The organism is Sphingobium agrisoli, assembly GCF_041877245.1.
Taxonomy (GTDB): Bacteria; Pseudomonadota; Alphaproteobacteria; order Sphingomonadales; family Sphingomonadaceae; genus Sphingobium.
Window position 1 is genome coordinate 172,332 of sequence record NZ_JBHDJI010000007.1, and the last position, 13,016, is coordinate 185,347.

Here is a 13,016-nt window from a genome sequence, read left to right on the forward strand (position 1 = left end):
AGAAAGATGATGTGCCGATGACCGACATTTCCAACGTCCAGCCCGACGCCCGCGCCGACACGCTGCTCGACGCGCCCGACCGCGAGGTGGACGCGCGCGAGGTGTTCGGCGTCGACGTCGACATGAAGATCCCGGCCTTTTCCCAGGCCGATGAGCGGGTGCCGGACCTCGACCCCGCCTATGTGTTCGATCCCGACACCACGCTCGCCATTCTGGCCGGCTTTGCGTTCAACCGGCGCGTGATGGTGCAGGGCTATCACGGCACCGGCAAGTCGAGCCATATCGAGCAGGTCGCTGCCCGCCTGAAATGGCCGTGCATCCGCATCAACCTGGACGCGCATATCAGCCGCATCGATCTGGTCGGCCGCGACGCCATCGTGCTCAAGGACGGGCAGCAGGTGACCGAGTTCCGCGAAGGGCTTCTGCCCTGGTCGCTCCAGCGCCCGGTTGCCCTCGTCTTCGACGAATATGACGCCGGCCGACCCGACGTCATGTTCGTGATCCAGCGCGTGCTGGAAACCGACGGCAAGATGACGCTGCTCGACCAGAACCGGGTGATCCGCCCCAATCCGCATTTCCGCCTGTTCGCCACCGCCAACACGGTGGGCCTGGGCGACACGACCGGCCTTTATCACGGTACGCAGCAGATCAACCAGGGCCAGATGGACCGCTGGAACCTCGTCGTCGCCCTGAACTATCTCCCCGCCGCGACCGAGGCGCAGGTGGTGCTGGCGAAGTCTGGCGAGTACGACCATGAGGGCGGCCGCAAGGAAGTCGAGAACATGATCAAGGTCGCCGAGCTGACGCGGCAGGGCTTCGTCAATGGCGACATTTCTACCGTCATGTCGCCCCGCACCGTCATCAGCTGGGCGCAGAATGCGCTGATCTTCAAGAATGTCGGCTTCGCCTTCCGCCTGTCCTTCCTCAACAAGTGCGACGAGGCGGAGCGCGCGCTGGTCGCGGAATATTACCAGCGCGTGTTCGGAAAGGACTTGCCGGAAAGCGTGGCGAGCCGGGCGAACTGATGATCGTCGTCGAGCGCATTGACCCGGCAGGCGGGACGGCGCACCGGATCAGCATCCGGGGGCACGAGATCGTGGCGGACATGTCCGCGCCCGATGGCGGAGACGCCGGGGCGGACCCGCACGATCTCTACGATTCCGCGCTGGGTGCGTGCAAGGCTATGACGATGCTCTGGTATGCGCAGCGCAACGGCATTCCGGTCGAGGACATCCATGTCGGCGTGATCCGCGACGCCAGCGAGGAGCGCAAGGGCATCTATCGCCTTACCACCCGCATCGCGATCGGCGGGCCGCTGACCGACGAGCAGCACGACAAGCTGATCGCCGTCGCCGCCAAATGCCCGGTGCACAAGCTGATGAGCGAGGTGGAGACGCAGATCGAGACGATCGCCGTGCCGCGCGTCGCGGACCCGGAGGGGCGGTGACCGAACGCTCGCCCCTCGATGCTTTCAAGGATGTGCTGTCCGGTGCGGCGCGCGCGATGACGCGCGACGCGGAGGTGGAAGTGGGCTTCACCGCCGACACGCCGCACGCCGCCGGCAAGGCGATCAAGGTGCCGACGCCGGGCCGCGCCCTGCCCGCCGATCAGGTGGCGCTGGCGCGAGGGTTCGCCGATGCTTCGGCGCTGAAGCTGCGGCATCATAATGCCAAGGTCCATGCCGCGTCCGCGCCGGGAGTGGCGGTGGCGCGCGCGGTGTTCGACGCGGTCGAGCAGGCGCGGGTGGAGGCGATCGGGTCACGGTCCATGGCGGGGGTGCGCGCGAACCTCAACCACGCGCTCGACCTGCGGTTGAAGTCCGACGCGATCCGGCGCGCGCGCGCCGCCGACGAGGTGCCTCTATCTACGGCGCTGGCATTGAAGGTCCGTGAGCGGCTGACGGGGCAGGCGATCCCCAAGGAGGCGGCGGCCGGGGTCGCGATGGTCGATCAGTGGATCGAGGACAAGGCGGGCGGCGATCTCGACTCGCTGATGCTCGCCATCGACGACCAGCGCGCCTTCCAGAAGCTGACCACCGCGATGCTGGAGCATTTGGCGCTGATCGACGCCGATGTCCCGCCCGACACCGAGGAGCCGGAGAGCGAGGACGAGGGCGAGGATCAGGAGGAGCAGCAGGAGGAAGGCGAGTCCGGTCAAGAGGAGGCCGGCGACAGCGACATGAACGCCGAGGCGCGCGCCGAGGATAAGGGCGGCGACACCGAGGACGGCGAAACCGACTATAGCGACGAGTTCGACACCGACAGCGAAGAGGGCGCGGACGATATGGGCGAGGAGGGCATGATGCCGGTCCGCCCCAATCGCCCCATGTCCGACCTGCCGCCCGGTTTCGATTACAAGGCTTATACGACCAAGTTCGACGAGGTCGTGAGCCCCGAGGAACTGTGCGACGAAGATGAGCTGGCGCGGCTGCGCGGTTTCCTCGACCAGCAACTCGTCAGCCTCCAGGGCGCGGTGACAAAGCTCGCCAACCGCCTTCAGCGCCGGTTGATGGCGCAGCAGTCGCGATCCTGGGACTTCGATCAGGAGGAAGGGCTGCTCGATGCCGCGCGGCTGGCGCGGATCGTGATCGACCCGACGCGATCGCTGTCTTACAAGATCGAGCGGGACACCGAGTTCCGCGATACGGTCGTCACGCTGCTGATCGACAATTCGGGCTCGATGCGCGGGCGGCCGATCAGCATCGCGGCGATCAGCGCCGACATCATGGCGCGCACGCTGGAGCGCTGCGGGGTCAAGACCGAGATATTGGGCTTTACCACGCGCGCGTGGAAGGGCGGTCAAGCGCGCGAGGAATGGCTTGCCGCCGGACGACCGCCGATGCCGGGACGGCTGAACGACCTGCGCCATATCATCTACAAGAAGGCGGATGATCCGTGGCGGCGGGCGCGCAAGAATCTCGGCCTCATGATGCGCGAGGGGCTGCTCAAGGAGAATATCGACGGCGAGGCGCTGCTGTGGGCGCACGCCCGACTGATCGCGCGGCCGGAGGAGCGGCGAATCCTGATGGTCATCTCGGACGGCGCGCCGGTGGACGACTCGACGCTCTCGGTCAACAGCGGCACCTATCTGGAGCGGCATCTGCGGCAGGTGATCGAGTGGATCGAGAACCGATCCCCGGTGCAGCTCGTCGCGATCGGCATCGGTCATGACGTGACCCGCTATTATCGTCGCGCCGTCACCATCATGGATGCGGAGCAACTGGGCGGCACGATGGTCGAGCAGCTGGCCGGGCTGTTCGATGAGGATGTGAAATGAGCGTCGCCTTTCGTCGCGAGAGCGACGATGAGCATATGGAGCCCAAGTTTGAGTTGCCGATCCCGCCCGGTCCCAACTGGGTGACGGCGCGGGGTTTGCGGCTGACGCGGGAGACGGTTGAGACGCTGGAGGCGATCGACACACCTGTCATGGACGACGAGGCCGCGAAGAAGCACAGGCGGCTGCTGCGATACTGGCGGACGCGGCTGGCCACGGCGGAATTGCGGCCCACACCGGATGGTGAGGCGGTCGCCTTCGGGACGCGGGTAACCTACCAGCTGAACGGGAAGCAGAAGGCCGTGACTCTCGTCGGCGACGACGAGGCAGACCCCAATGAAGGGCGGATCAGCTTCACCTCGCCGCTCGCTCGCGCGATAATGGATGCGGAAGTCGGCGAGCGGGTCGATTTTGGCGGGAAGGTCGAGGCGGTCGAGATCGTCGGGATTGCCCTAATCAAGGAAGACTGACCGGCCTCGTTCGGTTCGGGTCGGTCGAGAGCCGTTCTCGACAGGCTCGAACCGAACGGAGGTGCTGCGTCAGGCCCCGCGCGCGGCTTCGAACAGGAACCAGGCGCGCTGTTCGGCCTGGTCGGTCCAGTCGTCGACGATGCCTTCGGTCGCATTGTCGCCGGCTTCGGTGGCGGCGGCCTTCACCGCGCGGAAGGTTTCGACCAGCGCGAGATTGTCGTCGCGCAGTTCCTTCAGCATGTCGGCGGGGCTGACGAAATCGGCGTCGTTGTCCTTGACGGTCTGATGCCGGGCAATGTCGCCGATCGAGCGCAACGTGGTGTTGCCGGTCTTGCGGACGCGTTCGGCGATGAGGTCGGTGGTGGCGAGGATTTCAGCCGCCTGCTCGTCGAACATCAGGTGATAGTCGCGGAAATGAGGGCCGGAAACGTGCCAGTGGAAATTCTTGGTCTTGAGATACAGCGCATAGCTGTCGGCCAGCGCGCCATTCAGCGCCTCGGCTACAGTCCTGGTCTGGTTGCTCTTGAGGTCGGTAGGCGTCTTGAGATCGGGCGCGGTCATACTGTCCTCCGGTTTGCGCAAACTGGTTTCGCACATATAACGATCCTGGCCGCAATAGGTGCCGGATTTTTTGCCGCGATTTAGCGATCAGGCTGATGCAGACTATCGATCAGACCAGCCCGGTCGCGCTGAGCGCCATGATGGCGCCCGCGAGCAGCATGAGGGTGCCGCTGCCCCAGCGGATCGCGCGGATCGGCAGCGTGGCGAGCATTTGCTGCCGCAGCAGCACGACGGGCACCAGCGCGACGATGACGCCGATCGCGCCGCCTATGCCCGCCAGCATCGGATCGGCGGTGCGGGTGGCGATACCCAGGATCAAAAATTGCGGCCCGTCGCCAAAGCCCAGGATGAAGAGGCCGAGCGCGGTGGTAAGGAACGCGCCGGTCGGCCAGCCGTCGAGCGTGTCGGGCGGAGAGACGCGCCAGAGCAGGCCCGCGCCCAGAAACAGGATGGAAAGCGCCATGAACAGCAGCCGCGCGTCCGACCCCATCATAGGCCCGATCCAGGCGCCGGCGACGGCGGAGATGGCCGCGTTGGCCAGGGCGGCGACGATGATCCCGGCAATGATCGCGCCGTCGCGCTGATAGCGGGCGGCAAGGGCCATCACGAGAAGCTGGCTTTTGTCGCCGACCTCGCCCAGCAGGCAGCCCAGCAGCGCGATCAGCAGAGCGTCCACGGCTGCGCCCGATCAGGCGCGCAGCGAAGCGACCGGAGCCGAACGCGGGACCATGGGCAGGATCGAGGCGGCGGGCATGTCGGCGGCGATCGCGTCGCGCATCCGATCGAGATAAGAGAGGACGACCGCGCCCAGGCCGTAGAGCGACAGCGCCGATTCGAGCGTGCCGGCCAGCCCCTCGACATCGTCCAGCCGGAAGGCGCGGGCGATGTGCCGGATCTGGTCGACCTCGTCATGGAGGCGCACTACGGAGACATGGCCCCGCTCCCCGGCAAGCCCGTCGACGCGGCGCAGCAGGTCCGCCAATATCGCCAGCCTTGGGTCATGTCGCATGGGAAAGCCTCCATCCCCGGAAGCCCCGATCGTAGGCCGGCGAGGGTTAAGGGCGCGTAAAGCCTGCCCGGTGGCGCGCTTCGCCTTGACAGCGCGGCGAATCTGGCCCATGGGCGGCGGCTGAAACGGGGCGGTCCGGGTTGGGCCGCTCTTCTTTTTTCGCAGTTCAAAGACCAGGGAATAGGGCCATGGCCAAGCCGGCAACCGTCAAGATCCGTCTCGTCAGCTCGGCTGACACTGGCTTCTTCTACGTCACCAAGAAGAATCCGCGCACCAAGACCGAGAAGCTGAGCTTCCGGAAATATGACCCGGTCGCGCGCAAGCATGTCGAATTTAAGGAAGCCAAGATCAAGTAAGCCGATGCGGGCTAACCGCCCGCGCGTCTGATCGATCGCCGCCATGCAAAAGGCCCGCGCCCGATGAGGGAGCGGGCCTTTTGCCGTTCGCCGGAAAGCCGGTCAAAGCAGCGCGTTCACCTGCTCGACGAAGCGGAGGACGGAGATGGGCTTCGACACATAGGCCTGCGCCCCGGCGGCGCGTATGCGTTCCTCGTCGCCTTGGCCCGCATAGGCGGTGACCGCCATGATCGGGACCGTGCGCAGCCGTTCGTCGGCCTTCAGCGAGACGATGAGGTCGAGGCCGCTCACATGGGGCAGGTGGATGTCGGTGATGACGAGATCGGGCAGGAACTCCCGCGCCTGGCCCAGCACGTCGCGCCCGTCGCGACAGGCCAGCACCTCATGGCCGTGGGCGCGCAGCAGGTCGCAAAAAAGTTTGAGGTTGAGTTCGTTGTCCTCGACAACGAGCACGCGCTTTGCCACCAGTCACCCGCACCAGAAGAAACCATCGGCGCGCCGTCCGGCCGCCCCTGCCCCGAGACCCGATCATGCGCCCCGAGACCCCGAATGGCAAGCCGGATGGCGACGACGATGGCATGACGCTGGCGCTGATGGCGCTGGGCTGGACGCTGAGCGATGGGGCGCGGGCCGACCGGCTGCTGGCGCTGACGGGGCTGGACGCCGACGCGCTGCGGGCGGGGGTGGGCAATCCCGCGATCCTGGCCGCCGTTCTCGCCTTCCTGGCCGATCATGAGCCGGACCTGATTGCCTGCGCCGAGGCGATCGGCACGACGCCGGCAGCGCTGATCGCCGCGCAGGAAAGGCTGAGCCGTTGACCCGTCCCCTCATCATCACCGATTGCGACGAGGTGCTGCTGCACATGGTCGTGCCGTTCCGCCAATGGCTGGACGAGGCGCATGACGTGCATTTCGACATGCGCGAGCGCGGCTTTGCCGAGGCGCTGCGCCACAAGGACAGTGGGATACCGGTGGAACGCGCGCTGGTGTGGGAATTGCTGCTCGGCTTTTTCGAGACGGAAATGCACCGCCAGACGCCGATCGCCGGCGCAATCGAGGCGCTGCATCGCCTTTCGGCAGTCGCCGATATTGAGGTGCTGACCAACATCACCGAGCGGCACCGGGAGCCCCGCGCCCGGCAGCTCGCATCGCATGGCCTGACCCTGCCCGTCCACTGGAACCAGGGCGGCAAGGGCCGGCCGCTCGCCGCCATCGTGGCGGAGCGTGCCCCGAGCGTCGCGCTCTTCATCGACGACCTCGCCGAGCATCACCACAGCGTCGCCACCCATGCGCCGGGCGTATGGCGGCTGCATCTGGTGGGCGAGCCCGAGATCGCCGCCCACACCTCGCCCGCGCCCTTCGCCCATGCCCGCATCGACAATTGGGCGGCGGCGGAGCAGTGGATCATGGACCGGCTGGCACAAGGGCCGGCCCCCGACGACATGCCTGCAACCGATGGAGCCATCGCATGAGCATAGACGCCCGCCTCGCCGAACTCGGCATCACCCTGCCCCAGCCCGCCGCGCCCGTCGCCGCCTATGTGCCGACGGTCGAGGTCAACGGCCTGCTGCACATCAGCGGGCAGATCGCGCTTGCGCCCGACGGCCTGATGACCGGGCGGCTGGGCGAGGATCGCGACCTCGATTACGGGGTCGCCGCCGCGCGGGTGTGCGGGCTCAATCTGATCGCGCAGATGAAGGCCGCGCTGGGCAGCCTCGACCGGGTCGAGCGGATCGTGAAGCTGGGCGCCTTCGTCACCAGCGCGCCGGGCTTTACCGACCAGCCCAAGGTCGCCAATGGCGCGTCCGAGTTGATGGTCGAGGTCTTCGGCGAGGCCGGCCGCCACGCCCGCAGCGCGGTGGGCGTGCCCGCGCTGCCGCTGGGCGCGGTGGTCGAGATCGATGCGGTGGTGCTTGTCCGCCCCAAAGCCTGAGGCGGACTGGCTGACCGCGCGGCCCTTCGCCCATCGAGGGCTGCATGGGGCGGGCGTCAGCGAAAACGGCATGGCGGCGTTCGCGGCGGCGATCGCGGCGGGCCAGGGCATCGAATGCGATGTGCGGGCGAGCCGGGACGGGGTCGCCTTCGTGTTTCATGACGCGGACCTTGGCCGGATGACCGGCCGGGAGGGGGCGGTCGAGGCGCTGGATGCGGCGGTGCTGGATGGCATCCGATTGCCCGATGGCGGTCCGATCCCTCGGCTGTCGGCGCTGCTGGCGCTGTGCGATGGGCGGGTGCCGCTGCTCATAGAGATGAAGGCGCGGGGGACGAATGTCGGGCCGTTGTGCCGTGCGGTGGCGGCCGATCTGGCGGGGTGGGACGGCGCGCCGATCGCGGTCATGTCGTTCAATCCGTGGGCCGTGAGGCACGGATCTGTACAGCGAGTTGGACAGTTGTTTGGCGTAATTCTATCCCGCCGCGGCAAGGGGTGGTTGCGCGGGGCGATCGAGAGAAGGCTTGCGCTTTGGATCGCGAGACCCGATTTTCTGGCCTGTGACATATGCGACCTGCCATCCCGCCTGTCCGCCCGCGCTCGTCGGAGGGGCATGCCCGTGCTGACATGGACGGTGCGGAGCGAGGCGGAGCGGGCGCGGGCGGCCGCCCATGCCGACCAGATCATCCACGAGATGCCCCATGGCTGACGTGGTGGCGCGGATCGGGCAAGGGGTGGCGGACCTGCCGAAGGCGGAATGGGACGCCTGCGCCGGAACATCTAACCCATTCATTTCATGGGACTTTCTTGTCGCGCTGGAGCGATCGGGCAGTGTCGGCGGCGATAGCGGCTGGCAGCCCCTGCCCATCGTCATCGACGGGCCGGACGGCCGCATCGCCGCCGCCGCGCCCGCCTATGGCAAGAGCCACAGCCAGGGCGAATATGTGTTCGACCATGGCTGGGCCGACGCCTGGGCGCGGGCCGGCGGGCGATATTATCCCAAGATCCAGGTCGCCGCGCCTTTATCCCCGGTGCCCGGCCCCCGCCTGCTGCTGCGCGATCCGGCCCAAGCCCCCGCGCTGATCGCGGGGATCGAGACGCTGGTCGAGCGCAACGGGCTGTCGTCCGCGCACGCGACCTTCATCGCGCCCGAACAGGTGCCCTTGTTCGAGGCGGCGGGCTGGCTGATTCGCGAGGACAGCCAGTTCCACTGGACCAATCGCGGCTATGGCAGCTTCGAGGATTTCCTGGGCGACCTGTCGAGCGAGAAGCGCAAGAATATCCGCAAGGAACGGCGGCGCGCGGTCGAGGGGCTGGAGATCGTCCATCTGACCGGCGGCGACCTGACCGAAGCGCATTGGGACATATTCTGGGAATTCTATCAGGATACCGGCGCGCGCAAATGGGGGCGGCCTTATCTGACCCGCGCCTTCTTCTCGCTGCTCGGCGAGATGATGGCGGACAAGGTGCTGCTGATGCTGGCGCTGCGCGACGGGCGGGCGATCGCGGGGGCGCTGAACCTGATCGGCGGCGACGCGCTCTACGGCCGCTACTGGGGGTGTGTCGAGGACGTGCCCAACCTGCATTTCGAGCTATGCTATTATCAGGCGATCGACGTCGCCATCGCGCGCAGGCTGGCCCGTGTCGAGGCCGGGGCGCAGGGCGGGCACAAGCTGGCGCGCGGCTATGCGCCCGAGCCGACCTGGTCGGCGCATTATATTCCGCACCCGAGTTTCCGTAATGCCGTCGCCGAATTTCTGGAGCGCGAGCGCGCGGGCGTGCAGCAGGACCGGCTGTGGCTGAAGGAGCGGACGCCCTTCAGGAAGGGCGGTTAGGGCAAGCTCACTATATCGTCATCCCGGGCTCGACCCGGAATCCCGCTTCGTCTGCCTCCGCCAAGAGAGCGAAATCCCGGATCAGGTCCGGGAGACGGAGGGAAGCTTCAGTGGTCTGAGATCAAGCGGCGCGCATCTGGGTGGAGGCGATGACGGCGCGGGCCTGGCGCTGGGCTTCGGCGATCTCGCGGGCGGTCATTTCCTCGGCGATCTCGGCGCGCATGGTCTGACCTGCTTCGCTGCCGCGCGACGCGGCGAGGTTGAACCATTTATGCGCTTCGACGAGATCGATCGGCAGACCGCCGGTGCCGCAGCTGAAGGCGACTCCCAGGTCGAAACAGTCTTCCGCAGACCCATATGCCGCCCGCGACAGGCGGGCCTCCATCAGAAATTGCGCGCTCTTGATGCTGTTGCCCATGACATGTTCCCCTGTTCCCTAAAGCAATGGATCTGGACCCCCTTTTCCACGGAATGCAGGTTGGACCGGGAAGCGATAAAAAGTGGTTAACGTCGCATTTCCCATTTTCATGAGGGGTTGGGGCACCGGCGGCTTCGCCCCAATCCGTAGCGGATTAGGACTGGCAACGGCGTTGCTTTGCGCCCATAGGCGGGCGGATGCGAGCGATGCCCCCTCCCGCTGCCGCGCCCCGGCGCGACATTCCGTTTCGCGAATTTGTGATATTGTGTGCGTGCCTGATGGCGATGAATGCGCTATCGACCGATCCGATGCTGCCGGCGATGCCCGCCATCAGCGCCGATCTGGCGATCCCCAGGCCCAACGACCGGCAACTCATTATCAGCCTGTATTTTCTGGGTTTGGGCGTCGGATCGCTGCTGTTCGGCGTGCTGTCCGACCGATATGGGCGCAAGCGGGTGCTGGGCGGGGCGATGGCCTGCTTCATCGTCGCGACCATCGCCTGCGCCGTCGCGCAAAGCTTTGCCATGCTGCTGATCGCGCGGATGAGCGCCGGTTTCTTCGCCGGGGCGAGCCGGGTCGTCACCATCGGCATCGTGCGCGACCGCTTTCACGGCGACGCGATGGCGCGGGTCATGTCGCTGATCTTCGCGGTGTTCATGCTAATCCCGGTAGTCGCGCCGAGTTTCGGCCAGGCGATATTGTGGGTGGCGCCGTGGCGCTGGATCTTCTGGGCACTGGGCATCATCGCCGCATCGGTGCTGATATGGATGCTGGTGCGGTTGCCCGAGACGCTGCATCCTAACAATCGGGTGCGAATCACGCCCGGCGCACTGCTCCACACCGTCGGTGTCATTTTCCGCACGCGCGCCTCGATCGGCTATATGATGGCGAGCGGGGCGATGGCGGGGGCGCTGATCGGCTTCCTCCTGTCGATCCAGCAGATTTTCTTCGACGCGTTCGATGCGGGGCATTTCTTTCCGATCGGCTTCGCGCTGATCGCGGGCTGCATGGGAGTGGGCAGCCTGGTCAACAGCCGGCTGGTCTCACGCTTCGGCGCGCGGCGGATGAGCCAGAGCGCGCTGATCCTCTTCATCCTGATCGCGGCGGTCCATGTGGCGGTGATATTGGCCGGGCGCGAGACGCTGGCGATCTTCATGGCGTTGCAGGCGCTTTCCATGCTGACCATCGCCTTTGCCGGATCGAATTTCAGCGCGATCTCGATGGAGCCCTTCCATCGCGGGGCGGGCGCGGCGTCCTCCTTCCAGGCGTTTCTGGTGACGGCGGTGTCGAGCGTGCTCGGCAGCATCGTCGGGCAGGCGTTCAACGGCACGCCGCTGCCCTTCACCTTGGGGCTGCTGGGCTATGGCGCGCTGGCGCTGGCGATCGTCGCCTGGGCCGAGCGGGGCAAGCTGTTCACCCGGCCCCGCCATGATGATCTGCGCGAGGCGGAGATCGAGTTTCACTGAGGGCAAAAAGAAACGGGGCGGTTTCCCGCCCCGTTTGTCGTGTCTTACGCGTCCTGCCCGCCCGGCGTCGGCGCGCCGGGGAGCGGCGGCACCGGCTGGGGCGGGATGCCGGCGTCATCCTCCGGCACATCCACCACGCCGCGCCCGACATGGCTGCGGCTGCGGCTGTAGGCGAAATAGACCAGCAGGCCGACCGCCGCCCAGCCCACGAACATCAGCTTCGTTTCGGTGCCGAGGCTGATGAAGAGGTAGAGGCAGCCGATGATCGCGATCGGCGCGGTGATGTTGATCGCCGGGGTGCGGAACGGACGCGCGCGGTTCGCATCGGTCCGGCGCAGCACCATGACCGCGATCGACACGGCGGCGAAGGCGAACAGCGTGCCCGAGTTGGAGATGTCCGCCAGGATGCCGACCGGGAAGAAGGCGGCAAAGAGCGCGACGAAGATGCCGGTCAGGATAGTGATGACGTGCGGCGTCTTGTAGGTCGGGTGGACCTTCGAGAACATGGCCGGGAGCAGGCCGTCGCGGCTCATGACGAAGAAGATGCGGGTCTGGCCGAACATCATCATCAGGATGACGGAAGGAAGGGCAAGACCTGCGGCGAGGCCGAGCAGGTTGCCGATCTGCGGCCAGCCGATTTCGCGCAGCGTCCAGGCCAGCGCCTCCTTCGAGCAGGTGACGGCTTCGGTGCCGGCGGCGGCAAGCGCGGCGCATTGCTGCGACAGGGCGGCAGAGCCGGGCGCGAGTGCCTCGCCGCCGGGGCCATAGACGGGCTGCGCGCCGACCGTGCCGATCACGCCGGCCGCGACCAGCATGTAGAAGATGGTGCAGATGCCGAGCGAGCCAATGAGGCCGATCGGCATGTTGCGTTGCGGGTTCTTGGTTTCCTCCGCTGCGGTCGAGACGGCGTCGAAGCCGACATAGGCGAAGAAGATCGAGGCGGCGGCCGCCGAAATGCCCGAGAAGCCGAGCGGGGCGAAGGGGGTGAAGCCGTCCATGTTCATGACCGGGACGGACAGGACGATGAAGAGCGACAGCGCCGCCACCTTGATCGCAACCAGCACCGCGTTGACAGTCGCACTCTCCTTCGTGCCGATGACCAGCAGCCAGGTGACGAGCGAAGCGATCAGCATCGCGGGCAGGTTCACCATGCCGCCGTCGAACGGCCCGCGCGTTAGCAGATCGGGTATGTCGATCCCGGCGGTATGTTCGATAAGGCCCACGACATAGCCCGACCAGCCGACCGACACCGCGCCGGCCGCGACCGCATATTCGAGGATCAGCGCCCACCCGACCATCCAGGCGATAAGTTCGCCCATCACGGCGTAACTATAGGTATAGGCGGAGCCGGACACCGGCACCATTGCCGCCATTTCGGCATAGCAGAGCGCGGCGACGGCGCACACGAAGCCGGCGATGACGAAGGAGAGCATCATGCCCGGCCCGGCCTTCTGCGCGGCTTCCGCCGTCAGCACGAAGATGCCGGTGCCGATGACCGCACCGATGCCGAGCATGGTGAGCTGAAACGCCCCCAGCGACCGGTGCAGCGATTTCTTTTCCGCTGTCGCCAAAATGGCGTCCAAAGGCTTTACCCGCCCGAATATCATGCAGCTCTATCCCTTTTGCGCGACGCGCCGCGGGGGCGCGGCTTGTCTCTCCTGCTTATGGGAGCGGAGACTATCGCCTAATCCGTGCCGCG

The 13,016-nt window shown here is 66.7% G+C and carries 17 protein-coding genes; 11 read left to right on the forward strand and 6 right to left on the reverse strand.

Annotated elements, in window-relative coordinates; translation table 11 throughout:
* The first annotated feature begins 17 nt into the window (after window positions 1-17).
* The 4 genes from cobS to ACETPF_RS13110 are packed head-to-tail and all read left to right on the forward strand — an operon-like array spanning window position 18 to window position 3,743.
* Complete coding sequence (cobS, locus tag ACETPF_RS13095; RefSeq protein WP_373934944.1) at window positions 18-1,025, forward strand: cobaltochelatase subunit CobS; 1,008 nt, start codon at window positions 18-20, stop codon at window positions 1,023-1,025.
* Entirely contained in the window at window positions 1,025-1,447 is a 423-nt protein-coding gene (locus ACETPF_RS13100; RefSeq protein ID WP_373934945.1) for an OsmC family protein, read from the forward strand. The genes cobS and ACETPF_RS13100 overlap by 1 nt, the downstream gene beginning before the upstream one ends.
* Window positions 1,444-3,276, forward strand: coding sequence for a cobaltochelatase subunit CobT (cobT, locus tag ACETPF_RS13105; RefSeq protein WP_373934947.1), 1,833 nt, complete (start codon window positions 1,444-1,446; stop codon window positions 3,274-3,276). Before ACETPF_RS13100 ends, cobT begins: the two co-directional genes overlap by 4 nt.
* Window positions 3,273-3,743 (forward strand): GreA/GreB family elongation factor, encoded by a 471-nt coding sequence (locus tag ACETPF_RS13110; protein WP_373934948.1) that lies wholly within the window; start codon window positions 3,273-3,275, stop codon window positions 3,741-3,743. The genes cobT and ACETPF_RS13110 overlap by 4 nt, the downstream gene beginning before the upstream one ends.
* Before the next feature lie 69 nt (window positions 3,744-3,812).
* On the opposite strand, the gene ACETPF_RS13115 is transcribed toward ACETPF_RS13110, so the two are convergent.
* The 3 genes from ACETPF_RS13115 to ACETPF_RS13125 all read right to left on the reverse strand — a co-directional run bounded on the left by ACETPF_RS13115 (window position 3,813) and on the right by ACETPF_RS13125 (window position 5,313).
* A complete protein-coding gene (locus ACETPF_RS13115) occupies window positions 3,813-4,304 on the reverse strand; it encodes a Dps family protein (RefSeq protein WP_373934949.1) in 492 nt (163 codons plus the stop codon).
* A 109-nt stretch (window positions 4,305-4,413) separates the two neighbouring features.
* Complete coding sequence (locus tag ACETPF_RS13120; protein ID WP_373934950.1) at window positions 4,414-4,980, reverse strand: TMEM165/GDT1 family protein; 567 nt, start codon at window positions 4,978-4,980, stop codon at window positions 4,414-4,416.
* A gap of 12 nt (window positions 4,981-4,992) precedes the next feature.
* Window positions 4,993-5,313 carry a hypothetical protein gene (locus ACETPF_RS13125; protein WP_373934951.1) on the reverse strand — a complete coding sequence of 107 codons (321 nt, stop codon included), beginning with the start codon at window positions 5,311-5,313 and terminating at the stop codon, window positions 4,993-4,995.
* Window positions 5,314-5,501: 188 nt separating this feature from the next.
* Here ACETPF_RS13125 and rpmG point away from each other — a divergent pair, with 188 nt between their 5' ends.
* Entirely contained in the window at window positions 5,502-5,669 is a 168-nt protein-coding gene (gene rpmG, locus ACETPF_RS13130; RefSeq protein ID WP_021226203.1) for a 50S ribosomal protein L33, read from the forward strand.
* 102 nt (window positions 5,670-5,771) lie between these two features.
* Here the strand turns inward: rpmG and ACETPF_RS13135 are convergent, their stop codons facing one another.
* Window positions 5,772-6,134 (reverse strand): response regulator, encoded by a 363-nt coding sequence (locus tag ACETPF_RS13135; RefSeq protein ID WP_373934952.1) that lies wholly within the window; start codon window positions 6,132-6,134, stop codon window positions 5,772-5,774.
* 65 nt (window positions 6,135-6,199) lie between these two features.
* Between ACETPF_RS13135 and ACETPF_RS13140 the strand changes: the two genes are divergently transcribed.
* The 5 genes from ACETPF_RS13140 to ACETPF_RS13160 are packed head-to-tail and all read left to right on the forward strand — an operon-like array spanning window position 6,200 to window position 9,433.
* Window positions 6,200-6,487: a DUF3572 domain-containing protein gene (locus tag ACETPF_RS13140; protein WP_373934953.1), complete on the forward strand. Its 288-nt coding sequence runs from the start codon at window positions 6,200-6,202 to the stop codon at window positions 6,485-6,487.
* Window positions 6,484-7,140: an HAD family hydrolase gene (locus ACETPF_RS13145; RefSeq protein WP_373934954.1), complete on the forward strand. Its 657-nt coding sequence runs from the start codon at window positions 6,484-6,486 to the stop codon at window positions 7,138-7,140. The genes ACETPF_RS13140 and ACETPF_RS13145 overlap by 4 nt, the downstream gene beginning before the upstream one ends.
* Complete coding sequence (locus tag ACETPF_RS13150; RefSeq protein ID WP_373934955.1) at window positions 7,137-7,601, forward strand: RidA family protein; 465 nt, start codon at window positions 7,137-7,139, stop codon at window positions 7,599-7,601. Before ACETPF_RS13145 ends, ACETPF_RS13150 begins: the two co-directional genes overlap by 4 nt.
* On the forward strand, window positions 7,582-8,307 hold the full coding sequence (locus tag ACETPF_RS13155) for a glycerophosphodiester phosphodiesterase family protein (RefSeq protein WP_373934956.1): 726 nt from the start codon (window positions 7,582-7,584) through the stop codon (window positions 8,305-8,307). Before ACETPF_RS13150 ends, ACETPF_RS13155 begins: the two co-directional genes overlap by 20 nt.
* A complete protein-coding gene (locus ACETPF_RS13160) occupies window positions 8,300-9,433 on the forward strand; it encodes a GNAT family N-acetyltransferase (RefSeq protein ID WP_373934957.1) in 1,134 nt (377 codons plus the stop codon). Before ACETPF_RS13155 ends, ACETPF_RS13160 begins: the two co-directional genes overlap by 8 nt.
* Before the next feature lie 121 nt (window positions 9,434-9,554).
* On the opposite strand, the gene ACETPF_RS13165 is transcribed toward ACETPF_RS13160, so the two are convergent.
* Window positions 9,555-9,851, reverse strand: a complete 297-nt coding sequence (locus ACETPF_RS13165) for a hypothetical protein (RefSeq protein WP_373934958.1) — start codon at window positions 9,849-9,851, stop codon at window positions 9,555-9,557.
* Window positions 9,852-10,057: 206 nt separating this feature from the next.
* Here ACETPF_RS13165 and ACETPF_RS13170 point away from each other — a divergent pair, with 206 nt between their 5' ends.
* A complete protein-coding gene (locus tag ACETPF_RS13170) occupies window positions 10,058-11,317 on the forward strand; it encodes a multidrug effflux MFS transporter (RefSeq protein WP_373934960.1) in 1,260 nt (419 codons plus the stop codon).
* 44 nt (window positions 11,318-11,361) lie between these two features.
* Here the strand turns inward: ACETPF_RS13170 and ACETPF_RS13175 are convergent, their stop codons facing one another.
* The gene (locus ACETPF_RS13175; protein WP_373934961.1) at window positions 11,362-12,924 is read right to left on the reverse strand and encodes an amino acid permease; all 1,563 of its coding nucleotides are present in this window, start codon (window positions 12,922-12,924) and stop codon (window positions 11,362-11,364) included.
* Window positions 12,925-13,016 lie beyond the last annotated feature (92 nt).

What these genes read in the sequence shown, in the direction of transcription:
- ACETPF_RS13115 (WP_373934949.1), bottom strand. Translation starts at nt 4,304, where the DNA reads ATGACCGCGCCCGATCTCAAGACGCCTACCGACCTCAAGAGCAACCAG.
- ACETPF_RS13170 (WP_373934960.1), top strand. Translation starts at nt 10,058, where the DNA reads ATGCCCCCTCCCGCTGCCGCGCCCCGGCGCGACATTCCGTTTCGCGAA.
- ACETPF_RS13100 (WP_373934945.1), top strand. Translation starts at nt 1,025, where the DNA reads ATGATCGTCGTCGAGCGCATTGACCCGGCAGGCGGGACGGCGCACCGG.
- cobS (WP_373934944.1), top strand. Translation starts at nt 18, where the DNA reads ATGACCGACATTTCCAACGTCCAGCCCGACGCCCGCGCCGACACGCTG.
- rpmG (WP_021226203.1), top strand. Translation starts at nt 5,502, where the DNA reads ATGGCCAAGCCGGCAACCGTCAAGATCCGTCTCGTCAGCTCGGCTGAC.
- ACETPF_RS13160 (WP_373934957.1), top strand. Translation starts at nt 8,300, where the DNA reads ATGGCTGACGTGGTGGCGCGGATCGGGCAAGGGGTGGCGGACCTGCCG.
- ACETPF_RS13140 (WP_373934953.1), top strand. Translation starts at nt 6,200, where the DNA reads ATGCGCCCCGAGACCCCGAATGGCAAGCCGGATGGCGACGACGATGGC.
- ACETPF_RS13110 (WP_373934948.1), top strand. Translation starts at nt 3,273, where the DNA reads ATGAGCGTCGCCTTTCGTCGCGAGAGCGACGATGAGCATATGGAGCCC.
- ACETPF_RS13125 (WP_373934951.1), bottom strand. Translation starts at nt 5,313, where the DNA reads ATGCGACATGACCCAAGGCTGGCGATATTGGCGGACCTGCTGCGCCGC.
- ACETPF_RS13150 (WP_373934955.1), top strand. Translation starts at nt 7,137, where the DNA reads ATGAGCATAGACGCCCGCCTCGCCGAACTCGGCATCACCCTGCCCCAG.
- ACETPF_RS13175 (WP_373934961.1), bottom strand. Translation starts at nt 12,924, where the DNA reads ATGATATTCGGGCGGGTAAAGCCTTTGGACGCCATTTTGGCGACAGCG.
- ACETPF_RS13165 (WP_373934958.1), bottom strand. Translation starts at nt 9,851, where the DNA reads ATGGGCAACAGCATCAAGAGCGCGCAATTTCTGATGGAGGCCCGCCTG.